The organism is Streptomyces sp. NPDC020742 (assembly GCF_040641675.1).
In the GTDB taxonomy this organism is placed as follows: Bacteria; Actinomycetota; Actinomycetes; order Streptomycetales; family Streptomycetaceae; genus Streptomyces.
Genome location: NZ_JBFAEA010000007.1, coordinates 179,826 through 202,368, shown reverse-complemented (window position 1 = coordinate 202,368; position 22,543 = coordinate 179,826). Strand labels below are relative to the sequence as shown.

Annotated in this window: 15 protein-coding genes; 5 read left to right on the top strand and 10 right to left on the bottom strand. The window is 71.8% G+C overall.

The window, feature by feature from the left end:
* Window positions 1-13: 13 nt before the first annotated feature.
* From AB0G84_RS15745 to AB0G84_RS15715, 7 genes are all read right to left on the bottom strand, one after another.
* Window positions 14-730 (bottom strand): ABC transporter ATP-binding protein, encoded by a 717-nt coding sequence (locus AB0G84_RS15745; protein ID WP_361320353.1) that lies wholly within the window; start codon window positions 728-730, stop codon window positions 14-16.
* On the bottom strand, window positions 727-1,686 hold the full coding sequence (locus AB0G84_RS15740) for an ABC transporter ATP-binding protein (RefSeq protein ID WP_361320351.1): 960 nt from the start codon (window positions 1,684-1,686) through the stop codon (window positions 727-729). The genes AB0G84_RS15745 and AB0G84_RS15740 overlap by 4 nt, the downstream gene beginning before the upstream one ends.
* A 5-nt stretch (window positions 1,687-1,691) precedes the next feature.
* Entirely contained in the window at window positions 1,692-3,491 is a 1,800-nt protein-coding gene (locus tag AB0G84_RS15735; protein WP_361320349.1) for a branched-chain amino acid ABC transporter permease, read from the bottom strand.
* A 5-nt stretch (window positions 3,492-3,496) separates the two neighbouring features.
* Window positions 3,497-4,426 (bottom strand): branched-chain amino acid ABC transporter permease, encoded by a 930-nt coding sequence (locus AB0G84_RS15730; protein WP_361320347.1) that lies wholly within the window; start codon window positions 4,424-4,426, stop codon window positions 3,497-3,499.
* 129 nt (window positions 4,427-4,555) lie between these two features.
* On the bottom strand, window positions 4,556-5,779 hold the full coding sequence (locus AB0G84_RS15725) for a branched-chain amino acid ABC transporter substrate-binding protein (protein ID WP_361320557.1): 1,224 nt from the start codon (window positions 5,777-5,779) through the stop codon (window positions 4,556-4,558).
* A gap of 484 nt (window positions 5,780-6,263) precedes the next feature.
* A complete protein-coding gene (locus tag AB0G84_RS15720) occupies window positions 6,264-6,737 on the bottom strand; it encodes a hotdog fold thioesterase (RefSeq protein WP_361320345.1) in 474 nt (157 codons plus the stop codon).
* Window positions 6,738-6,869: 132 nt separating this feature from the next.
* A complete protein-coding gene (locus AB0G84_RS15715; RefSeq protein WP_361320343.1) occupies window positions 6,870-9,170 on the bottom strand; it encodes an FdhF/YdeP family oxidoreductase in 2,301 nt (766 codons plus the stop codon).
* A gap of 302 nt (window positions 9,171-9,472) precedes the next feature.
* On the opposite strand from AB0G84_RS15715, the gene polA reads away from it, so the two are divergent.
* Window positions 9,473-12,211: a DNA polymerase I gene (gene polA, locus AB0G84_RS15710; protein ID WP_361320341.1), complete on the top strand. Its 2,739-nt coding sequence runs from the start codon at window positions 9,473-9,475 to the stop codon at window positions 12,209-12,211.
* 34 nt (window positions 12,212-12,245) lie between these two features.
* Here polA and AB0G84_RS15705 read toward each other — a convergent pair whose 3' ends face one another.
* Window positions 12,246-13,247, bottom strand: coding sequence for a DUF4184 family protein (locus tag AB0G84_RS15705; RefSeq protein WP_361320339.1), 1,002 nt, complete (start codon window positions 13,245-13,247; stop codon window positions 12,246-12,248).
* A 148-nt stretch (window positions 13,248-13,395) separates the two neighbouring features.
* Here AB0G84_RS15705 and AB0G84_RS15700 point away from each other — a divergent pair, with 148 nt between their 5' ends.
* The 3 genes from AB0G84_RS15700 to AB0G84_RS15690 all read left to right on the top strand — a co-directional run bounded on the left by AB0G84_RS15700 (window position 13,396) and on the right by AB0G84_RS15690 (window position 16,751).
* A complete protein-coding gene (locus AB0G84_RS15700) occupies window positions 13,396-15,204 on the top strand; it encodes a lytic transglycosylase domain-containing protein (protein WP_361320337.1) in 1,809 nt (602 codons plus the stop codon).
* 383 nt (window positions 15,205-15,587) lie between these two features.
* A complete protein-coding gene (locus AB0G84_RS15695; RefSeq protein ID WP_361320335.1) occupies window positions 15,588-15,722 on the top strand; it encodes an SPW_0924 family protein in 135 nt (44 codons plus the stop codon).
* Window positions 15,723-15,740: 18 nt separating this feature from the next.
* Window positions 15,741-16,751, top strand: coding sequence for a DUF3068 domain-containing protein (locus tag AB0G84_RS15690; RefSeq protein WP_361320333.1), 1,011 nt, complete (start codon window positions 15,741-15,743; stop codon window positions 16,749-16,751).
* Here AB0G84_RS15690 and hrpB read toward each other — a convergent pair.
* Together hrpB and AB0G84_RS15680 are read right to left on the bottom strand one after the other, a co-directional pair.
* Window positions 16,735-19,377, bottom strand: a complete 2,643-nt coding sequence (gene hrpB, locus AB0G84_RS15685; protein ID WP_361320331.1) for an ATP-dependent helicase HrpB — start codon at window positions 19,375-19,377, stop codon at window positions 16,735-16,737. The two genes, AB0G84_RS15690 and hrpB, sit on opposite strands and share 17 nt — an antisense overlap.
* Before the next feature lie 82 nt (window positions 19,378-19,459).
* On the bottom strand, window positions 19,460-20,338 hold the full coding sequence (locus AB0G84_RS15680; protein WP_361320329.1) for a class I SAM-dependent methyltransferase: 879 nt from the start codon (window positions 20,336-20,338) through the stop codon (window positions 19,460-19,462).
* Window positions 20,339-20,713: 375 nt separating this feature from the next.
* Here AB0G84_RS15680 and rpsA point away from each other — a divergent pair, with 375 nt between their 5' ends.
* Window positions 20,714-22,231: a 30S ribosomal protein S1 gene (rpsA, locus tag AB0G84_RS15675; RefSeq protein ID WP_361320327.1), complete on the top strand. Its 1,518-nt coding sequence runs from the start codon at window positions 20,714-20,716 to the stop codon at window positions 22,229-22,231.
* The last annotated feature ends 312 nt before the right edge of the window (window positions 22,232-22,543 follow it).

Genomic DNA, 22,543 nt, shown 5'->3' with positions numbered 1-22,543 from the left:
CGCCGCGCGTGGTTCAGTCCTCGCCGAGGTAGGCCTTCCGGACGGATTCGTCGTGGAGGAGGGACTGGCCGCTGCCGGAGAGGGAGATGCGGCCGATCTCCATGACGTGGGCCTGGTCGGCGAGGGAGAGTGCGGCCTGGGCGTTCTGTTCTACGAGGAGGATGGTGGTGCCCTGGGAGCGGAGCTCCCGGATGGTCTCCATGATCTTCTGCATCATGATCGGCGAGAGGCCCATGGAGGGCTCGTCGAGCATCAGCAGCTTGGGGCGGGACATCAGGGCGCGGCCCATGGCGAGCATCTGCTGTTCGCCGCCGGAGAGGGTTCCGGAGGCTTGTTTGCTGCGCTGGCCGAGGATGGGGAAGAGGTCGTAAACGCGTTGGATGTCGGCCTCGATGCCGGCGGCGTCCTTGCGGAGGAAGGCGCCGAGCTTGAGGTTCTCGGCGATGGTGAGGCGGGGGAAGAGGCGGCGGCCCTCGGGGGAGTGGGCCAGCCCCCGTTCGACGATCTTGTGCGCGGGGACGCCGTTGAGGGGTATTCCGTCGAAGGTGATGGTGCCGGCGAGCGGCTTGAGGAGGCCGGAGAGGGTGCGCAGGGTGGTGGTCTTGCCGGCGCCGTTGGTGCCGATGAGGGTGACTGCCTGGCCCGCTTCGACGGAGAAGGAGATGCCCTTGACGGCTTCGATCTTGCCGTAGGCGACGCGGAGGTCCTTGACCTCGAGCAGTGCGGTCATGGGGTGTCTCCGGTCTGTGCGGTGTCTCCGGCCGGTCCGGTGTCGGGGCGTGGGGCGGAGGCACGCGGTGGTTCGGCTTCCCCGGTGCCGGTGTCGCCGGTCTCCGTGGGGGCTTCCGCGGCGGCTTCCGGTGCGGGGGCGTCGTCGAGGGGCGTTCCGAGGTAGGCGGCGATGACGCGTTCGTCGGCCTGGACGATGTCGGCGGTGCCTTCGATGAGTTTCTGGCCCTGGACGAGGACGGCGACGCGGTCGCAGAGATTGAAGATGAAGCGCATGTCGTGCTCGATGACGAGTACGGCGGTGCCCTGGTCCCGGATCGCGAGGACGAGGTCCTGGGTGGCGCGGGTCTCCTGGGGGTTCATGCCGGCGGTGGGTTCGTCCAGGAGCAGCAGGCCGGGCTCGCTGGCGAGGGCGCGGGCGATTTCGAGCTTGCGCTGTTCGCCGTAGGGGAGGTTGCGGGCGAGGTGGTCGCGTTTGTGGGCCAGGCCGGTGAACTCCAGGAGTTCCATGGCGCGTTCCTCGCTGGTGCGCTCGGCCTTTTTGAAGCCGGGGCCGCGCAGCAGGGCGGACCAGAGGCCTTCCTTGGTGCGGGTGTGCCGTCCGACGAGGACGTTTTCCAGGACCGTCATATTGGCGAAGAGGCGGATGTTCTGGAAGGTGCGGGCGATGCCGGCTTGGGTGACGAGGTGGGGTTTGCGGGAGAGGCGGGTGCCTCGGTAGCTGACGGCCCCTTCGGTGGGGACGTAGAGCCCGGTGAGGCAGTTGAAGAAGGTGGTTTTGCCGGCGCCGTTGGGGCCGATGAGGCCGACGATTTCGCCGGTGTTGACGGTGAGGTCGACGCCCCGTACGGCGGTGAGGCCGCCGAAGCGCATGGTGACGCCGTCGGCGCGCAGGATGCTGCCGTTGCCGGCGGCGGCGCTGTCAGTGGCGGGTGCGAGGGTGGGTGGTGTGGTCATGGTCGTCACGCCTTTGCCTTGGTGACGCCGGTGATCGCGGCCGTGTCCGGGAGGCGTTGATCGGGCACGTCGAGCTGGCCGGTCTCGTGGAATTCGAGCTGCTTGCGGCGGTCGGGGATGAGGCCTTCGGGCCGGAAGCGCATGAGGAGGACGAGGGCGATGCCGAAGAGGAGGAGCTGGTAGTCCTGGAGGAAGTCCAGCTTGGCGGGGATGAGGAAGAGCAGTGCGGCGCCGACGAGCGGGCCGCTGAGGGTGCCCATGCCGCCGAGGATGACGGCGGCCAGGAGGAAGGCGGAGTTGGGGGGCTGGGGTCCGGCGAACTGGAACTGCTCGGGGGTGGCGGTGGTGACGACGTGGGCGTGGACGGTGCCGGCGAGTCCGGCCAGTGAGGCGCCGAGTGCGAAGGCCAGCAGGCGCAGCCGGAAGCTGTTGATGCCCATGGCGATGGCGGCGGTCTCGTCCTCGCGGATGGCGATCCAGGCGCGGCCGATGCGGGAGGCGGCGGCGCGCCGGAAGACCAGGACGACGAAGGCGGTCACGAGGATCATCAGCAGGTAGTAGTTGCCGTAGGTGGCGACGGGGATGCCGAGGATGTCGTGGGGTTCGCCGAAGTTGAACCCGAAGATTTCGAGGTTGGGGATGTTGGGGATGCCCATGGCGCCGTTGGTGACGTCGGGGCCGGTGGTGCCGTTGAGGTTGAGCATGGCGATGCGGAAGATCTCACCGAAGCCGAGGGTGACGATGGCCAGGTAGTCGCCGCGGAGCCGGAGGGTGGGGGCGCCGATGAGGACGCCGAAGACGAGGGAGGCCGCGGCTCCGGTGAGCAGGGCCGCCCAGAAGGGGAAGTGGAGTCCGAGGGCGGACTCGGGGGAGCCGGAGACCAGGGCTGCGGCGTAGGCGCCGACGCCGAGGAAGGCGACGTATCCGAGGTCGAGGAGTCCGGCGAGGCCGACGACGACGTTGAGGCCCAGGGCGACGGTGGCGAAGATCAGGATGTTGGCCCCGATGATCGTGTACTGGTCGGTGTCCTGGGTGAAGGGGAAGGAGGCGGCGGCGGCGAAGGCCGCGCCGAGGGTGACGCCGCGGTGGGCGGTGGTGAGCTGGGTGATCCGGGCGATCAGGCCGGCCCGGTTGAGGGCGGGGACGGCGAGCAGGACGAAGATCAGGTAGCCGACGAACGGGGCGCCGTCGTCGGTGTCGATGCCGTAGGTGAAGGCGAGCAGTCCGGTGGCGAAGGCCGCGGCGATGATCAGGATCTCGGCCCAGGAGGGGAGTTCGCGGCTGCGGCGCCGTACGGGGCTGGCGGCGAGGGTGGCGGTGAAGCGCTGCCAGGGGGTGCCGGCCGGGGTGGTTTCCGGCTGGTCGGGGGGCAGCGCGAGCGCGCCCAGGAGGGTGACCAGGGCGGCGATGCCGGCGACGGCGCCGCCGGGTTCGAGGTTGACCAGGCCGCCGAGCTGGACGGCGATGGCGCCGAGGGTGAACCAGGTGGCGGCGAAGGTGCCGAGGGCGGCCAGCAGGGTGGGGGCGTTGCGCCCCGCGGGGGTGAGCCAGCGCAGTCCGCGCAGGCCGAGGGCGGAGACGGCGAAGAGGAGGGTGAGCAGGCCGCCGGCGAGGGTGACGATCTGGAGGCCGGCCGGGGAGCCGTAGTAGGTGAGGTCGCCGGGGAAGTCGCTGCTCCAGGTCCAGGCGAGGCCGGTGCTGACGGCGGTGGCGAGGGCGCCGGCGGCGGTGGTGATCCGGGCGGCGCGTTCGGGGAGGGGGAGCAGGCCGCGGCGGGCGGGCGCTGTGGTGGTGTGGGTGGTCATCGGTATCACGCCCGATCCGCGACGCGTTCGCCCAGCAGGCCTTGTGGCCGCAGGAGGAGTACGAGGATGAGGAGCACGAAGGCCCAGACGTCCTTCCAGGCCCCGCCGCCGAACTGCTGCATGCCGGGGATCTCTTCGATGTAGGCGGTGGCGAGGGCTTCGGCGATGCCGAGGACGACGCCGCCCAGCATGGCGCCGTAGATGTTGCCGATGCCGCCGAGGACGGCCGCGGTGAAGGCCTTGAGGCCCATGATGAAGCCCATCCGGAACTGGACCTCGCCGGTGCGCAGTCCGTAGGCCACGGCGGCGACGCCGGCGAAGGCGGCGCCGATGGCGAAGGCCAGGACGATGATGCGGTCGGTGTTGATGCCCATGAGCCGGGCGGTGTCGGGGTCCTGGGCGGTGGCCTGCATGGCGCGGCCGCTGCGGGTCTTGGCGACGAAGAAGCCGAGGGCGATCATGCAGGCCGGGGCGGCGATCAGGACGAAGAGGTCGCCGCGCTGGACGGTGGCGCCGAGGATCTCGAAGGCGTGCCCCTTGAACTGCGGGAAGACCCGGGCCTGTTTGCCGTCGGGGTACCACTTCCAGACGGCTTGCTGGAGAGCGATGGACAGGCCGATGGCGGTGATGAGGGGGGCGAGGCGCGGTGCGCCCCGCAGCGGGCGATAGGCGAATCGTTCCGCCGCGATGCCGACGAGGACGGATACGACGATGCCGCCGAGGAGCATGACCGGCAGGGCGAGGGCGAGAGAGGTGCCGGCGGGCAGGGCCAGGTAGACGCTGAGCGCTCCGAAGCCGCCGACCATGAAGATCTCGCCGTGGGCGAAGTTGATGAGCTGGACGATTCCGTAGACCATCGTGTAGCCGATCGCGATGAGACCGTACATCGCGCCGAGGATGAGTCCGTTGGCCAGCTGTTGCGGCAGTTCGCTCACCGCAGGGCCTCCGTTGTCTGGGAGTGACGGGGTTCCGGGGGCGTCCCGGTGTGCCACGGGCCGCGCCAGGGTCGTTCGTGGCGTCCTGGCGCGGCCCGGGTTCGTCGGTGGTGCTGTGTTACCGGTCGGTCAGCTCTTGTCGAACTTCTTGAATTCGGCGCTGAATCGGGAGGCCCAGGCGCCCTTGTCGACCTGATACGCGGTGATCATGGTGTTGGTGGTGTCGCCGAACTTGTCGAAGGCGACCTTGCCGGTGACCCCGTCGAAGGTGACGGAGTTCATGGCGTCGACGACCTTCTTGCGGGCGTCGTCGGGGAGCTTGCCGCCGTTGTCGTCGACGGTCTTCTTGACGGCCTGGATGACGGCCCAGGTGGCGTCGTAGGTGGAGCCGCCGTAGGCCTCGTAGGCCTCCTTGAAGCCGGCCGCCTTGTAATCGGCGATGAACTTCTTGGCGGAGGGGAGTTCCTCGACGGGCTTTCCGACGGAGGAGGCGTAGTCGCCCTGTGCCTTCTTGTTGAGCTTGATGTAGTCGCCGCTGTACATACCGTCGCCGCCCATCAGCGGAACGGTGACGCCGCCGTCCTTGAGCTGCTGGCTGAGCGGGCCGGAGGCGGGGTATTCACCGCCGTAGAAGACCAGGTCGGGCTTGGCGGACTTGACCTTGGAGACCACGGCCTTGAAGTCGCGGTCGTCGGGGCTGACGTGCTCGGTGCCGACGACCTTCCCGCCGAGCTTGCCGAACTGGTCCTTGAAGGAGGAGGCGAGACCGACGCCGTAGGTCTTCTGGTCGTCGATGACATAGACCTTCTTGACCTTCATCTTCTCCCAGGCGTACTGGCCGTCGAAGGCGCCCTGCACCTCATCGGTGGTGGCGGTGCGGAAGTACGTCGGGAATTGCCGGACCCGCTTGTTCTTCTTCCAGTCCGGGCCCTGGGTGAGGTCGGGGGTGGTGTTCGCCGGGGATATCAAAACGACGTTGTTCTGCTTGGAGACCTGCTGCATGGACTGGGCGACACCGGAATTGAGCGGGCCGACGATGCCCATGGCGTCCTTGTCGCCGGCGAGTTTGGTGGCGTTCTGCTGGCCGACGTTCGGCAGCGCCTTGTCGTCGAGCGCTTCGAGTTTGAAGGTGACGCCCTTGACCTCGCCGGTCTTGTTGGCGGTGTCGATGGCGAGCTGGGCGGAGTTGCGTATGCCCAGGCCGAGCGCGGAGAGCTCGCCGGTGGTGGGGGCGTCGAGGCCGATGACGACGGTCTTCTTGCCGGCGCTGCTGCTGTTGTTGTCGTCGCCGCGCGAGCCGCACGCGGAGAGCGTGAGGGCACCGGTGGTGACTGCGGTGGTGAGGAGAAGCAAGGAACGGTGACGCACGATCAGTCCTTTCCCTGGCGCGGCCGTGGCTGTCGCCTGGCCGGTGCGCGCGCCGGGCCGTACGGAGCCCTACCACGGGGTCCGTGCTCACAGCGCGCCCGGCGGCGCGGTGACTGGCCGTGACTCTAGAGCGGTGTTCGTCACGTCGGCAGAGGCGCTGAGCAGGATGTGACGCTCTTGTTATGACCGGCGATGAGCGTTTTGTGGTTATGGTCCTTACCGCCCGAGCGAACGTGGTGCGGAGCGCGAACTCGCACTTCCACGCGCGATTGCCCCGGGCAGTGGCCCACGGGCGTCCGGATACCGGATGCGCCCCGCGCGCGTGCGCCCCGCCCCGTACCGGGCGGGGCGCACAACAGGGGCCGGAATGTCCGGGTGTTACGCAGGGTTACGGACATGCGGACGGCCCCGCACCCGGTGCCGGGTACGGGGCCGTGGTCGCGGGCGGCCGGTCGCCGCGCGGTTCGCCTCAGTTGCGGTACATCTCGGGGTCGGCGTCGCGCAGCATGCAGGTCAGACGGGCGGTGCAGACCCGCTTGCCCTGTTCGTCGGTGATGACGATCTCGTACGTCGCGGTGGAGCGGCCGCGGTGCACCGGGGTGGCGACGCCGGTGACCAGGCCGGAGCGGACCCCGCGGTGGTGGGTGCAGTTGAGGTCCACCCCGACGGCGACCTTGGACGGCCCGCCGTGCAGCATCGAGCCCACGGACCCCAGGGTCTCGGCCAGTACCGCGGACGCGCCGCCGTGCAGCAGGCCGTAGGGCTGGGTGTTGCCCTCCACCGGCATCGTGCCCACCACCCGGTCCGGCCCCGCCTCGGTGACCTGGACGCTCATCCGCTCACCGAGGTGCCCGGCGGAGAAGAGCGCGGGCAGGTCGAGGCCGAGCCCCGTCCACTGGTCGAGGATCTCCTGCGGAAACTTCGTGGTGCTGTGCTCACCCATGGCTGCGGCTCCGTTCGGTCGCGCGTGATCGTCACGCCGGTGATCGTCGTCGATCGTGCCCGTTCCTATCAGGCCGCTGAGCGGGCGCTCAGCGCGGGGTGGCTCCGGGGCCGCCCGCCGGCCCGTCGGCGCTCACTCCCCGGACGCCTCCTCCAGGCGGATCACCAGGGACTTCGCCGCCGGGGTGTTGCTGGTGTCGGCGGTGTGGTCGAGCGGGATCAGGACGTTGGTCTCGGGGTAGTAGGCCGCGGCGCAGCCACGGGCCGTCGGGTAGTGCACCACCCGGAAGCCGACCGCGCGCCGCTCGCTGCCGTCGGTCCACTCGCTGATGAGGTCGGCGTACGCCCCGTCGGCCAGGCCCCGTTCGCGGGCGTCGTCCGGGTGGACGAGCACGACCCGGCGGCCGTTCTTGATGCCGCGGTAGCGGTCGTCCAGGCCGTAGATCGTGGTGTTGTACTGGTCGTGCGAGCGCAGCGTCTGCAGCAGCAGCCGCCCTTCGGGCACGGCCGGGAACTCCACGGGCGCCGCGGTGAAGTTGGCCTTCCCGGTGGCGGTGGGGAACCGCCGGCTGTCCCGGGGCGCGTGCGGCAGGGCGAAGCCCCCGGGGCGTGCCACCTTGGCGTTGAAGTCCTCGAAGCCGGGGATGACGCGGGCGATCCGGTCTCGGATCGTTGCGTAGTCCTGAGCGAACTCCTCCCACGGGGTGCGGCTGTCCGCGCCCAGGACGCGGCGCGCCAGGTGGGCGACGATGGCGGGCTCGGACAGCAACTGGGGGCCGGCCGGCTCCAGTCGTCCCCGGGAGGCGTGCACCATGCCCATGGAGTCCTCCACGGTCACGAACTGCTCCGCGCCGGTCCCGTCCGGGCCCGGGCGCACATCGCGCTCCGTACGGCCCAGGGTCGGCAGGATCAGGGCGCGGGCGCCGGTGATCACGTGCGAGCGGTTGAGCTTGGTGGAGACGTGGACGGTCAGCCGGGCGCGGCGCATCGCCGCCTCGGTGACGTCGGTGTCGGGGGTGGCGGCGACGAAGTTGCCGCCCATCGCGAAGAACACCTTGGCCCGGCCGTCCCGCAGGGCGCGGATCGCGCGGACCACGTCGAGGCCGTGCTCCCGGGGCGGCGCGAACCCGAACTCCTCCTCCAGGGCGTCGAGGAATGCCGGCGCGGGCCGCTCGAAGATGCCCATGGTGCGGTCGCCCTGGACGTTGCTGTGGCCGCGCACCGGGCAGACGCCCGCCCCGGGGTGGCCGATGTCGCCGCGCAGCAGCAGGAAGTTGACGACTTCCTGGATGGTGGGGACGGAGTGCTTGTGCTGGGTCAGGCCCATCGCCCAGCACACGATCGTCCGGCGCGAGGCGAGGACCATCTCCAGGGCCCGCTCGATCTCGGCGCGGGTCAGACCGGTGGCGGCGAGCGTGTGGTCCCAGTCGTCATCGGCCCGCGCCAGCTGCGCGAACTCCTCGAAGCCGTGGGTGTGTTCGCGGATGAACTCCTCGTCCACGGCCCCGTCGGTGGCGAGGATCAGCCGGTTGAGGGCGCGGAACAGCGCCTGGTCGCCGCCGAGCCGTACCTGGAGGAACAGATCCGTCAGCGCGGTGCCGCGGCCGGCCAGGCCGCGCGGGGTCTGCGGGTTCTTGAACCGCTCCAGACCGGCCTCGGGCAGCGGGTTGATCGAGATGATCTTCGTGCCGCCGGCCTTGGCCCGCTCCAGGGCGGTGAGCATCCGGGGGTGGTTGGTGCCCGGGTTCTGGCCGGCGACGATGATCAGGTCGGCCTTGTAGAGGTCCTCCAGCAGGACGCTGCCCTTGCCGACGCCGAGCGTCTCGGTCAGCGCCGAGCCGGACGACTCGTGGCACATGTTGGAGCAGTCCGGCAGGTTGTTGGTGCCGAATTCGCGGGCGAAGAGCTGGTAGAGGAACGCGGCCTCGTTGCTGGTGCGCCCGGAGGTGTAGAAGACCGCCTCATCGGGGGAGTTGAGGGCGGTCAGCTCCTCGCCGACGAGGTCGAAGGCCCGCTCCCAGGTCACCGGCTCGTAGTGGTCGGCGCCCTCCGCCAGGTACATGGGGTGGGTCAGCCGGCCCTGCTGGCCGAGCCAGTAGCCGCTGCGGGTGGCGAGGTCGGTGACGGAGTGCGCGGCGAAGAAGTCCGGGGTGACCCGGCGCAGCGTGGCCTCCTCGGCGACGGCCTTGGCGCCGTTCTCGCAGAACTCGGCGGTGTGCGGCTTGTCCGGTTCGGGCCAGGCGCAGCCCGGGCAGTCGAAGCCGTCCTGCTGGTTGACGCGCAGCAGCGTCAGGGCGGTACGGCGCACGCCCATCTGCTGCTGCGAGATCCGCAGGGCGTTGGTGATCGCCGGCAGCCCGACGGCGGAGTGCTGGGGTGCGCTGACCCGGGGTGCGTCCTGGACGGGGTCCGACGCGGGCGGCTTGCCTGCCATGGCGCTCTCCCTTGAGCCGTGAGCCGGTGCTCGCTTCGCCGGGCGCGGCGGAGCGTTGCCGTAACCGTCCGATCCTGTCACGGACCCGACGGGGGGTGTAGCGGAGAGCCGGGGCGGGCCGCACCGGGTGGGGAGGGAGTCTTCCGTACTGGCCCGCTACTGGCCTGCCACTGGCCCGCTACTGGCCTACCACTGGCCCGCGCGGACCGGTGCGGACCGGTGTTGCCTGGTCCGGGGCGTACGGGCCGGGTGCGGGACCGTCGCGGCGGGGATTGTCAGTGCGGCGTGGCAGGATCGGGGGCGTGGCAGCAAAGGCAGCGAAGAAGAGCGAAGCGACCGGCACCGAGGCGGCGGCGGGCGGCCGTCCCCACCTGCTCCTGATGGACGGGCATTCCATGGCATACCGGGCGTTCTTCGCCCTGCCCGTGGAGAATTTCACCACCGTCACCGGGCAACCGACCAACGCGATCTACGGCTTCGCGTCGATGCTCGCGAACACCCTGCGCGACGAGGCACCCACGCACTTCGCCGTGGCCTTCGACGTCTCCCGCAAGACGTGGCGGTCCGAGGAGTACGCCGACTACAAGGCGAACCGCTCCAAGACCCCCGACGAGTTCCGGGGCCAGGTCGAGCTGATCGGGGAGCTCCTCGACGCGATGCGGGTAAAGCGGTTCGCCGTCGAGGGCTTCGAGGCCGACGACGTGATCGCCACCCTCACCGAGCAGGCCACCGCACAGGGCTTCAAGGTCTCCATCGTCACCGGCGACCGCGACTCCTTCCAGCTGGTCACCGACGACGTCACGGTCCTCTACCCGACCAAGGGCGTCTCCGAGCTGACCCGCTTCACCCCGGAGAAGGTCTTCGAGAAGTACGGCCTCACCCCCGCCCAGTACCCGGACTTCGCCGCCCTGCGCGGCGACCCGTCCGACAACCTCCCGGGCATCCCCGGCGTCGGTGAGAAGACCGCCACCAAGTGGATCAACCAGTTCGGTTCCTTCGCCGAGCTGGTCGAGCGCGTCGACGAGGTCAAGGGCAAGGCGGGCGCCAACCTCCGTGAGCACCTCGAAGCCGTCAAGCTCAACCGCCGGCTGACCGAGATGGTCCGCGACGTCGAGCTGTCCTGCGGTCCGGACGCCCTGAACCGCGAGGCGTACGACCGCGAGGCGCTCAAGGTGTTCCTCAACGCCCTGGAGATCCGCAACCAGGGCCTGCGCGACCGGCTGCTCGCCGTGGACCCGGGTGCCGCCGAGGACGCCGAGGAAGCCGCCCCGGCGCCCGGCGTCGAGGTCGACGGCTCCGCCCTCGGCACCGGTGAACTCGCTCCGTGGCTGGCCGAACACGGCACCGGCCCGCTCGGCGTGGCCACCGTCGACGTCTGGAGTCTGGGCACCGGCAGCGTCGCCGAGGTCGCCCTGGCCACTCCCGGCGGTCCCGCCGCCTGGTTCGACCCCGCCCAGCTCGACCAGGACGACGAGCAGGCCTTCGCCGCCTGGAGCGCGGACCCCGAGCGGCCCAAGGTGATGCACAACGCCAAGGGCCTGATGCGGGTCTTCGGCGAGCACGGCTGGCGCATCGAGGGCGTCACCATGGACACCGCCCTGGCCGCCTACCTCGTCAAGCCCGGCCGCCGCTCCTTCGCCCTGGACGCCCTCTCCATCGAGTACCTCGGCCGCGACCTCGCCCCCGCCGAGTCCGGCGACGGCCAGCTGGCCTTCGGCGTCGACGAGGAGGCCGCGGCGGACGCCCTGATGGCGCAGGCCCGTACGGTCCTGGACCTGGGCACCGCCTTCGAGCAGAAGCTGGCCGAGGTCGGCGCCGCCGACCTGCTGCGTGACGTGGAGTTGCCCACCGGCGAGCTCCTCGCCCGGATGGAGCGGGCCGGTATCGCCGCCGACCGCGGCTGGCTGGAGCGCATGGAGGCGCAGTTCGCCGCCGCGGTCCAGCAGGCCGTCCAGGAGGCGCACGCCGCCGCCGGCCACGAATTCAACCTCGGCTCGCCCAAGCAGCTCCAGGAAGTCCTCTTCGGTGAGCTGGGCCTGCCCAAGACCAAGAAGACCAAGACCGGCTACACCACCGACGCCGACGCGCTCGCCTGGCTCGCGGCGCAGACGGAGAACGAACTCCCGGTGATCATGCTCCGGCACCGGGAGCAGGCCAAGCTCCGCACCACCGTCGAGGGCCTGATCAAGACCATCGCGGCCGACGGCCGGATCCACACCACCTTCAACCAGACGGTCGCCGCCACCGGCCGGCTGTCGTCGACCGACCCCAACCTGCAGAACATCCCGGTCCGCACCGACGAGGGCCGCGCCATCCGCCGCGGCTTCATCGTCGGCGACGGCTTCGACGCCCTGATGACCGCCGACTACAGTCAGATCGAACTGCGGGTGATGGCCCACCTCTCCGAGGACGAGGGCCTGATCGAGGCCTTCACCTCCGGCGAGGACCTGCACACCACCGTCGCCTCCCAGGTCTTCTCCGTCGGCAAGGACCACGTCGACGCGGAGATGCGCCGCAAGATCAAGGCGATGTCCTACGGCCTGGCGTACGGCCTCTCGGCCTTCGGCCTCTCCCAGCAGCTGGGCATTCAGCCGGACGAGGCGCGCAAGCTGATGGACACCTACTTCGAACGCTTCGGCGGGGTGCGCGACTACCTCCGCCGGGTCGTCGAGGAGGCCCGCGCCACCGGCTACACCGAGACCGTGCTCGGCCGGCGGCGCTACCTCCCCGACCTCAACAGCGACAACCGCCAGCGCCGCGAGATGGCCGAACGGATGGCGCTCAACGCCCCGATCCAGGGCACCGCCGCCGATATCGTCAAGATCGCGATGCTCCGGGTCGACGCGGCCCTGCGCGCGGCGAAGCTGCAGTCCCGGATGCTGCTCCAGGTCCACGACGAAATCGTCGTCGAGGTGGCCCATGGGGAGCGCGCCCCGGTCGAGGAGCTGGTCCGCCGGGAGATGGCCGCCGCCGTCGACCTCCGCGCCCCGCTGGACGTCTCCGTGGGCTTCGGCACGGACTGGGAGTCGGCGGCGCACTGACCGCACACGGACGGGCACCGCACACGGGACGGGCTCAGTCGGCGGTGGACGCCACCGCCGACGGGCCCGCCGCCGCGTCCGCGGCCGTGTCCGCCGGTGGGCCCGGGACCGGGTCCGCCGGCGCAGCCGTCGCCCCGTCCGTCGCCCCGTCCGTCGCCGCACCCGCCGGTGCGCCCGCCGCCGCGGCCCCGTTCGGCCCGTCCGGCCGGGCCCGCCGCACCAGCAGCCGCACGGCCACCGCACACACCAGCAGGCCCAGGACAAGGCCCGCCCCGGTGCCGAACAGCGCCGTCGGCACATAGGAGAACCAGCCCGCCGCACCCCCGTACACCGCATGCGCCCGCAGGACGCGGTGCACCACACCCCCCAGCACGCCCACCGCGACCAGCGCCCCCAGCAGCAGCCGGTCCCGCCCCGTCAACTCCGCCACCACGAAAGGCCGCACACCGGCCGGCACCTCCCCGCCCCCGCCCCGCCGCCGCAGCGCCGACCACACGAACCACACCGTCACCGCCAGCGCCGGCAGCGACGTGCCGTACTGCACATAGGTCGCCACCGGCCAGCCGCCCAGCTCACCGTCGAGCCCCGGCACCAGCCGGGTGCCCCAGCGCCCCGGATGGGTGAACGCGTCCCAGACCACATGCGTGGCCGAACCCAGCACCGCCGACAGCACGAACCAGCCACACAGCGCGGCGAGTTCCCGCCACCCTTGCGGTTGCCAGGGGTGGCCCCGCACCACCCCGTACACCCGCCCCCGCCACGCTCTGGGCAGCCACACCAGCAGTGGCTCGCGCAGCAGCAGCCAGCCGCAGACCAGCGCCACGCTGATCGACACATCCACCGTCGGTACGCCCCACCAGGCATGGGTGACCGCGCCGAACGCCATCCCACCGGGCACCACGCTGTCCGCGTAGTACGTCATGTCCGGTGCCAGCGCCCCCGCGACCAGCGCCGAGGCGACCAACCGGCCACGGGCCTCCCCGGTCCGCCGAACAGCCGGGAGCACGGCGGCGGCATGACTGAGCGTGAACGGCATGATGCCTCTCCTTGATCGATTTCGTTGATGATGTGTCCGATGCGGTGGTAGATGCCAGGCCCGAGTTGTCGTAGTGTCGCCTGAGTTGGAGCGCGGGGAGCGCAACACCGCGTCAGAGAGCGGTGGATCAACGCGGAGGGGACCACGCATGGCAGCCACAATCCGACGGCGGCTCCGCAAAGGAGCGGCCTCGACGGCCGTGACGGCGCTGGTGCTCGCCGCCCTGACCGCCTCTCAGTCACCGGCCGCCACCAAAGTAACGGCCGCCGACGGACAGCAGCCCACCCGGCCCCCGTCCGACACCCCCATCGACGGCGGTTCGAGGTACTACACCGACCTGCCGCCCCTCAACAGCCCGGTGCCGCCGCGCGGTTCCCACCCACGGCCCGACGGCGGTGCCGTCATCACCGGCCCCGCGCAGGCCGGCATCCCCGCCACCGTCCTGGCCGCCTACAAGAAGGCCGAGTCCGAACTCGCCGCCCAGAACGCGGGCTGCCGCCTGCCCTGGCAACTCCTCGCCGGCATCGGCAAGGTCGAGTCCGGCCAGGCCCGCGGCGGGGCGGTGGACGCCGAGGGCACCACCGTCCAGCCCATCCTCGGGCCCCAGCTCAACGGCAACGGCTTCGCCCGGATCACCGATACCGACGGCGGCCGCTACGACGGCGACCGCACCCACGACCGCGCCGTCGGCCCCATGCAGTTCATCCCCTCCACCTGGTCCCAGGGCGGCCCGGTCGGCGCCGGCTGGGGCGCCGACGGCAACGGCGACGGCAAGAGGGACCCCAACAACGTCTTCGACGCCGCACTCGCGGCCGGCCACTACCTCTGCGCCGGTGGCCGCGACCTGAGCGTCCAGCAGGACCTGGACCGCGCGGTCCTCGGCTACAACCACTCCGAGGAGTACCTGCGGACCGTCCTGTCCTGGTACGAGTTCTACCGTCACGGCAGCTTCGAGGTGCCCGACGGCAAGGGCGTGCTCCCCGTCCGCCGCGACGGCGGCACGGGCAACGGCGGCCACGCCGGCGACCGCACCGAAGGACGCAAGGGCCACGGCCGGCACACCGGCGGCGCAGCCGGTCAGAGCCCCCGCCCCGGGAAGACCCCCCGCCCCGGCAAGGACGGGCCGGACCGGCCCACCCGGCCCGGTGGCCCGGGCCACACCCCCGGCCGCCCTGGCACGCCCACCCCGAAGCCCACCCCCAAGCCGCCCACCCGGCCCGCGCCCCCCGCCGCCCTCCAGCGGGTCGGCACCAAGGACCTCACCGCCACCGCGGGCACCGACTTCACCACCAAGCCGCAGGTCCGCGCCGAGGACGCGGCGGGCAAGCCGGTCGCCGGCGTCCCCGTCCGCTTCACCCTCCCCACGGCCACCGACGCCCGCTTCCCCGACGGCGCCACCACCGCGACCGTCACCACCGGCAAGGACGGCCTGGCCACCGCGCCCACCCTGCACGCGGGCGACCGCGCCGGCACCTTCACCCTCCGGGCGACTGCTGCCGGCCGTACCCTCCCCGCCGTCGGCTTCGACGCCACCGTCAAGGCCAAGGCCGCCCCCCAGCCCGCTCCCGTGGCCGACACCCTCACCCGGACCTCGGACAAGCAGCTGACGGCCACCGCTGGCAAGGCCTTCGCCGAGGACGCCGTCGAGATCAAGGCGACCTACCAGGGCAAGGCCGTCGCCGGTGTGCCGATCACCGCGACCATGATCACCAGCGACCCCGGTCACCCCGTCCCCAACGACCGGGGCCCCTACTTCAAGGACCCCCAGGCCACTGGCGACGACAAGGACGAGCCGGTCCGCACTCTCACCGGCCTCACCACCGACGCCGACGGCCTGCTCAAGCTTCCCAAGATCTACACCGACAGCCACCCCGGCACCTTCCTGCTCCGGCTGACCACCGCCAACGGCACCACCCTCACCGTCACCCTCAAGGTCGCCGCGCCGGCCACCCGGTAACCACGACCGCCGGGGCGTCACCCCGACACCCCGGCACGCACCGCCGTCCCGCCCACCGTCCTGGGCCGGACGGCGGTGCCGCGCGCACCCCGGGCGAGCGCGCGGGCACACCGGTGCACCCGGGTGCCCACCAAGGCGTACTCGGACGTGCAGAGGTAACGCAGCGGCGCCGTCCGCGCTCAGGCGGACCGACGTGCCCAACCGACGTGCTCAGGGGAGTGCCCGGCGCCCGGCAGGTAGGCAGACGCGTCCGGAGACGCCCGCAGGCGTACCCGACTACGCGGACGAGCTCGGGCGCACTCGGGTGCAACGTGTTCTCATCTCACCCGCCCGTTGCTACGGTGCCCCGGCCTGACGCCGTATCAGAACCCGGGAGGCCGGTCATGCGCGCCCTGACAGCAGCCGCGATCGGACTGGCCGCGGCGCTCGCCCTCATCCTCACCGTCTCGGCGATCGGCGCGCCCAGCGGCACCACCTCACCCAAGCCGCTGCTGACCACCGTCCCCGAGCACCCCTGAGGGAGGGACGCCGCCGCCATGCGCCGCACCGCCAGCCTCGTCCTGCTCGCCTTCGCCGTCTTCTGCACCGCGCTCTCCCCACTGCTGCGCTGGTACGCCTTCCCGCGGCTGGCCAAGATCCCGCCCAGCCAGTACCAGGACATGGTCCTGGAGGCCCGGCCCGCCACCCTCATCGACTACGGCACCATGAAGGCCGAACAGGTGCCCAAGGTCACCATCGTCCAGACCCTCAAGGGCGATGTCGCCGCCTCCGACCGGATCGAACGGTCCGCAGGCCGCGACGTGGTCGTCTGGGACACGCTGTCCTACATCACCGGCCCCGACGGCAAGATGGTCTCCGAGATCCCCGAGCGCTACATTTTCGACGCCCACTCCCAGGAGCCGGTGCACGCCACCGGAGAGACGGTCGACGGCGACCCGGTGCGGCGCGAGGGCATCGAGTACAAGTGGCCGTTCCTCACCGAGAAGCGCGACTACAGCTACTTCGACGCCCAGACCCGCACCTCGGCCCCCATCCACTACCGGGGCACGCGCACCCTCCACGGCCTGGAGGTCTACTACTTCGAGCAGACCATCCCCTGGACCAGGGTCGCCCTCCCCAAGAAGATGCCGGTCAAGGGCGTCACACCGCAGACCGTCGCCAAGATGGGCACCACCCGGTGGTACACCACCAAGCGGATGTTCTGGGTGGAGCCGGTCACCGGCGCGCCCATCAACGGCGAGGAGATCCACAAAGAGGAGCTGCGCGGCGGCGCCCTCCTGCCCGGCGGCCGCACGGTCACCGCATTCGCCGGCCACGTCAAGATGCGCGCCGACTACGTCGACTCCACCGTCGCCCTGGTGACCTCCCAACGCGCCCTCGTGCTGCTGCTGACCAGCTACCTCCCCTGGGGGTTCCTGGCCCTCGGTGCCGCACTGCTCGCGCTGAGCCTGCACCTGGAGGCCCGCGGCCGGCGCCCCCGTACCAGCCCCGAGGATGACGGCGCGCCCCCGGTCCCGACCGGCCCCGACGTCAGCCCTGCCGTCTGAGCCGCGCCGAGGTGTGGCGGGTCGGTGCGGCCGTGGCAGGGTCCTCCGGCCAGGGGTGCTTGGGGTAGCGGCCGCGCAGCTCCGCACGCACCGAGCGGTACCCGTCCCGCCAGAACGACGCGAGGTCGGCCGTGACCGCGGCCGGGCGCCCCGCGGGCGAGAGCAGATGGACGAGGACCGGCACCCGCCCGTCAGCCACCCGCGGAGACTCCTGCCAGCCGAACAACTCCTGCAGCTTCACGGCGAGTACCGGCTGCTCGCCGCCGTAGTCCACCCGTATCCGGGAACCGCTCGGGACCTCGATCCGCTCCGGCGCCAACGTGTCGAAGCGCACGGCGTCACCGCTCGCCCACGGCAGCAGCCGGGCCAGCGCCTGCCCCGCGTCGGCCCGTTCCAGGTCGGCCCGCCGCCTCGCCCGCCCCAGCTCCACCCCCAGCCAGTCCTCGATCCGCTCCAGCAGGGCCGCGTCCGACACCTCGGGCCAGGGCGCGCCCAGCTCCCGGTGCAGGAACGCCATCCGCTGCCGCAGCGCGGTCGCCGCGGGCGTCCACCGCAGTAGACCGAGCCCGTCCCGCCGCAGGCCCGCCACCACCGCGTCCCGCAGCAGCTCCGGATCCGGCGCGGCCAGCGGCCGCGAGACGAGCTCGATCGCTCCCAGCCGGGTCACCGACCGGGCCACCACCTCGCCGTCCGACCAGTGCACCTCCTCACCGGACGAGTACAGCGCCCGTGCCGCCGCACACGCCGTCTCCTCGTCGATCACCGCCGCCAGCCGTATCCGTGCCGATGCCGCCGCCACCGGGCGGTCCGCCACGGCGACCGCCAGCCACGAGGCGTTCCGCAGCCGGGACCCGTCACCGGCCCGTGCCCCCGCGCCCGGCCCGGCCCCCGCCAGCTCCGCGCCCGTCCCGGACGCCATCAGATAGCTCCCCACGCCCCGAGCCCGGGCCACCCGCTCGGGGAACGCCAGCGCCGCGATCAGCCCGGCGACGGCGTCGTCGGAACCGCCCGCGGCCCCCGACACGCCCGCCCCCGCACCGGAACGGCCGGGGGCGCCCCCGCCGGCGCTCCGCTCCGCCTCCGGCCCACCGCCGACCGCCGAGGTCAGCCGCCGCGCCTCCTGCCGCCAGCGCGCCGCATAGGCATCGCCGCCGCGCCGCGCGGTGCGCCAGGCGGCGGCCAGGTCGTCGCCGTACGCCCGCGGCGGCTCCTCGCTCAGCAGGGCGACCACCTCCGCAGCCCGCCGCACCCCGACCTCGGCCGCGCCGTCCAGCAGGGCACGCGCCAGCCGGGGCGGGAGACCGAGCCGAGCCATCCGCGCGCCGCGGGCGGTGGCCCGGCCGTCCTCGTCCACCGCGCCGATCGCCGTCAGCACCTCCCGGGCCGCGGCCAGCGCACCGCCCGGCGGCCGGTCCAGCAGCGCCAGACCGCTGGCCGCCGGATCGCCCCAGCAGGCGGCCTGCAGGGCGAACGCCGTCAGATCCGCCACCTTGATCTCCGGCTCCGGGAAGGCCGGCAACCGGCCGTCCTCACCCTCCGCCCAGCAGCGGTAGACCACGCCCGGCGCCTCCCGTCCCGCCCGGCCGGCCCGCTGCCGGGCGGCGGCCCGGGACGCCCGTACGGTGGTCAGGGCGCTCAGCCCCCGCGCATGGTCCATCCGCGGCACCCGCGCCAGCCCGCTGTCCACCACCACCCGTACGCCCGGCACGGTCAGGCTGGACTCCGCCACCGAGGTCGCCAGCACCACTCGCCGCACGCCGTCCCCGCCCGCCAGCACCGCGTCCTGCACCTCGGCCGGCGCCCGCCCGTGCACCTGCAACACCTCGGCGTCCACACCGCCCGGCTCCCCGGCCACCTGGCCGCCCAGCTCCCCAGCCACCCTCCCGATTTCCCCGACCCCAGGCAGGAAGCACAGCACATCGCCCGTCTGCTCCCGCAGCGCTCGCCGCACCACCTGCGCCACATGGGTCAGCAGGGCCGGATCGACCCGCATCCCGTGCGCCGGCCGCATCGGCCGCTCCGGTGGCGCCCACACCACGCCCACCGGGTGCGACACGCCCGCCGCCTCGACCACTTGCGCCGGCCCCCGGGAGCCGCCCAGCAGCCGCGCCCAGCCCTCGGCGTCGGTCGTCGCCGACGCGGCCAACAGGTGCAGCTCGGGGCGCAGCGTCTCGCGTACGTCCAGCAGGAACGCCGCGCAAGTGTCGGCATCCAGATGCCGCTCATGGCACTCGTCGAGCACCACCACGTCGACCCCGGCCAGTTCCGGGTCCCGTTGCAGCCGCTGCAGCAGCACTCCGGTGGTCACCACCTCCACGGCGGTACGCGGCCCGGCCCGCCGCTCGCCCCGCACCGTGAACCCCACCCGTTCGCCGACCTGCTCGCCCAGCAGCCAGGCCATCCGCCGGGCCGCCGCCCGGGCCGCGATCCGCCGGGGCTCGGCGACCAGCACTCGCCGCAGCGGCCCGTTGCCCGTCAGGCCCGCCAGCTCCAGCGGCACCAAGGTCGTCTTGCCGGTGCCCGGCGGGGCGCACAGCACCGCCGCACCGTCCTCGTCGAGGGCGTCGCGGAGCGCGGGCAGCGCGGTACGAACGGGCAGTCGGGCGAGAGCGTCACGGGCGATCACGCACCCCAGTCTGCCGTCCGCCACTGACAGTCGGCCGCGCCCGGCGGCCCGCCTCACTCCCCGGCGGCTCCGCCCGCCCGCCTCACTCCGCGCCGACCGGGGCCGCCGCGCCGCCCCCGGACGCCTCCAGGCCCCCGTTCCGGGGCTCCGCCTCGCACACGAAGATCGCCGTCCCCGGGATCAGATGCCCGCGCAGCGGCGACCAGCCGCCCCACTCCTGGGTGTTCCACTCCGGCCATTCCGGTTCGACGAGGTCCACCAGCCGGAATCCGGCGGCGACCAGGTCCCGGACCCGGTCGCCCAGCGTCCGGTGGTGCTCGACGTACACCGCCCGGCCGGTCCCGTCCTGCTCCACGTACGGCGTGCGGTCGAAGTAGGAGGCCGCCACCGAGAGCCCCTCGGGCCCCGGCTCGTCCGGGAAGGCCCAGCGCACGGGGTGACTGACGGAGAAGACGAAACGGCCGCCCGGCCGCAGTACCCGGCGCACCTCCCGCAGCACCCGCACCGGATCCGCGACGAAGGGCAGTGCCCCGTACGCCGAGCAGGCGAGGTCGAAGCTGCCGTCACGGAACGGCAGCGCCCCGGCGTCCGCCTCCACCAGCGCGGTGGGGTCGTCGTCCGCCCCGCCGGCGATCCGCAGTGCGTGCTGCAACTGCCGGTGGGAGAGGTCGAGCGCCACCGGGAAGGCGCCCTGCGCCGCGAGCCAGCGGGAGCACTGCGCCGCGCCGGCGCCGATCTCCAGGATCCGCCGGCCCTTCAGATCGGTGGCCGGCCCGAGCAGCGCGGCATCCGCCTCATCGAGCCCCTCGGGGCCCCAGACGAACCGGTCGTCCCCGAGGAACGCTCCGTGCTCGTGCTGGTACTCGTCCGCGTTACGGTCCCACCAGCCCCGGCTGGCGCGGCTGCTTTCGGTGTCCGAGGCGTTACGGCGGGTCGCCTCCGGCTCGTGGTCTTGGTTCATCGCGCCTGTCGTCGTAGTCTTCGCACTGCTTGTTGCTGCAGGGACTGTGAGGCCGTTCGACCTCGCGGAACATCGCGTGTGCCGGTTATGGGGCGTTCTGTCCCCGGTGTGCGCGTTCGCGCATTGACCGTGTCCGGCTGCCCCCGTATGCTACAAGTTGCGCTGCGGGCTTGCGCGCCTCAGACGGAGCAGGCCGCGCTCGCATCTGTATGCACCCCTCGGTTTTGAGGCGTTTCGGGTGGCTCTGAATGCTCTGGCATCTACGAGCTTCCATAGTGATCGTCTCTGACACTGTCCGGCTTATGCAGAGGCGATACGGGCTCTCGGCGTAGCAGTACCTACGACTTCAATGTCCGTACCGGAGCCCTTTCCCACATGACGAGCAGCACCGAGACCACCGCCACCACCCCGCAGGTTGCGGTCAACGACATCGGTAACGAGGAAGCCTTCCTCGCCGCGATCGACGAGACGATCAAGTACTTCAACGACGGCGACATCGTCGACGGCGTCATCGTGAAGGTCGACCGGGACGAGGTCCTGCTCGACATTGGTTACAAGACCGAAGGCGTCATCCCGAGCCGCGAGCTCTCGATCAAGCACGACGTCGACCCCAACGAGGTCGTCGCCGTCGGTGACGAGATCGAGGCCCTTGTTCTCCAGAAGGAGGACAAGGAAGGCCGCCTGATCCTCTCGAAGAAGCGCGCCCAGTACGAGCGTGCCTGGGGCACCATCGAGAAGATCAAGGAAGAGGACGGCATCGTCACCGGTACCGTCATCGAGGTCGTCAAGGGTGGTCTCATCCTCGACATCGGCCTCCGTGGCTTCCTCCCGGCCTCCCTGGTCGAGATGCGCCGCGTCCGCGACCTGCAGCCCTACGTGGGCAAGGAGCTCGAGGCCAAGATCATCGAGCTGGACAAGAACCGCAACAACGTGGTCCTGTCCCGCCGTGCCTGGCTGGAGCAGACCCAGAGCGAGGTCCGTCAGACCTTCCTCACCACCCTCCAGAAGGGCCAGGTGCGCTCCGGCGTCGTCTCCTCCATCGTCAACTTCGGTGCCTTCGTGGACCTGGGCGGCGTGGACGGTCTGGTTCACGTCTCCGAGCTGTCCTGGAAGCACATCGACCACCCCTCCGAGGTCGTCGAGGTCGGCCAGGAGGTCACGGTCGAGGTCCTGGACGTCGACATGGACCGCGAGCGCGTCTCCCTGTCGCTCAAGGCCACCCAGGAAGACCCGTGGCAGCAGTTCGCCCGGACCCACCAGATCGGTCAGGTCGTCCCGGGTAAGGTCACCAAGCTCGTTCCCTTCGGTGCGTTCGTGCGCGTCGACGAGGGCATCGAGGGCCTGGTCCACATCTCCGAGCTGGCCGAGCGCCACGTCGAGATCCCGGAGCAGGTCGTCCAGGTCAACGACGAGATCTTCGTCAAGGTCATCGACATCGACCTCGAGCGTCGCCGGATCTCGCTGTCGCTGAAGCAGGCCAACGAGTCCTTCGGCGCCGACCCGTCGGCCGTCGAGTTCGACCCGACCCTGTACGGCATGGCCGCGTCCTACGACGACCAGGGCAACTACATCTACCCCGAGGGCTTCGACCCCGAGACCAACGACTGGCTCGAGGGCTACGAGACCCAGCGCGAGGCCTGGGAGAACCAGTACGCCGAGGCGCAGCAGCGCTTCGAGCAGCACCAGGCTCAGGTCATCAAGTCCCGCGAGGCCGACGAGCAGGCTGCGGCCGAGGGTGCTGCGGCGCCGGCGGCGCAGGGTGGCGGCCAGGCCGGTGGCGGCAACGCCGGCGGCGGCTCCTACTCCTCGGAGTCGGCGGACAACTCCGGCGCCCTGGCGTCGGACGAGGCGCTTGCCGCGCTGCGCGAGAAGCTGGCCGGCGGCCAGAGCTGAGCTCGCGCTGACAGCAGCGGCCCGCTGCTAGGCACTAGCCGATAGGCGAAGGCCCGTTCCCTCCGGGGAGCGGGCCTTCGTCATGTTCGGCGCAGTGTGTGTGGGGTGTGGTGCGGGCGGTGGGGTTGGGCTGGCCATGCAGGGGGGGCGGGGCGTCGGCGGGGCGTCACTTCTGGTGATGCCGGGCGGTCGGTGAACTCGGCGTTTGGGTGGGGGAGTTGCCTTCAAATCCCGGAAGGGGACGGGGCGGGGGCGGCTCGCTACGTTGGTGTGCCAGGTGCCAGGTGCCAGGTGCCAGGTGCCAGGTGCCGG

Excerpts from the sequence above, each read along its gene's own strand:
- AB0G84_RS15700 (WP_361320337.1), top strand. The coding sequence starts at position 13,396 with ATGGCAGCCACAATCCGACGGCGGCTCCGCAAAGGAGCGGCCTCGACG.
- AB0G84_RS15695 (WP_361320335.1), top strand. The coding sequence starts at position 15,588 with ATGCGCGCCCTGACAGCAGCCGCGATCGGACTGGCCGCGGCGCTCGCC.
- AB0G84_RS15680 (WP_361320329.1), bottom strand. The coding sequence starts at position 20,338 with ATGAACCAAGACCACGAGCCGGAGGCGACCCGCCGTAACGCCTCGGAC.
- AB0G84_RS15740 (WP_361320351.1), bottom strand. The coding sequence starts at position 1,686 with ATGACCACACCACCCACCCTCGCACCCGCCACTGACAGCGCCGCCGCC.
- AB0G84_RS15705 (WP_361320339.1), bottom strand. The coding sequence starts at position 13,247 with ATGCCGTTCACGCTCAGTCATGCCGCCGCCGTGCTCCCGGCTGTTCGG.
- AB0G84_RS15735 (WP_361320349.1), bottom strand. The coding sequence starts at position 3,491 with ATGACCACCCACACCACCACAGCGCCCGCCCGCCGCGGCCTGCTCCCC.
- rpsA (WP_361320327.1), top strand. The coding sequence starts at position 20,714 with ATGACGAGCAGCACCGAGACCACCGCCACCACCCCGCAGGTTGCGGTC.
- AB0G84_RS15720 (WP_361320345.1), bottom strand. The coding sequence starts at position 6,737 with ATGGGTGAGCACAGCACCACGAAGTTTCCGCAGGAGATCCTCGACCAG.
- AB0G84_RS15745 (WP_361320353.1), bottom strand. The coding sequence starts at position 730 with ATGACCGCACTGCTCGAGGTCAAGGACCTCCGCGTCGCCTACGGCAAG.
- AB0G84_RS15690 (WP_361320333.1), top strand. The coding sequence starts at position 15,741 with ATGCGCCGCACCGCCAGCCTCGTCCTGCTCGCCTTCGCCGTCTTCTGC.
- AB0G84_RS15715 (WP_361320343.1), bottom strand. The coding sequence starts at position 9,170 with ATGGCAGGCAAGCCGCCCGCGTCGGACCCCGTCCAGGACGCACCCCGG.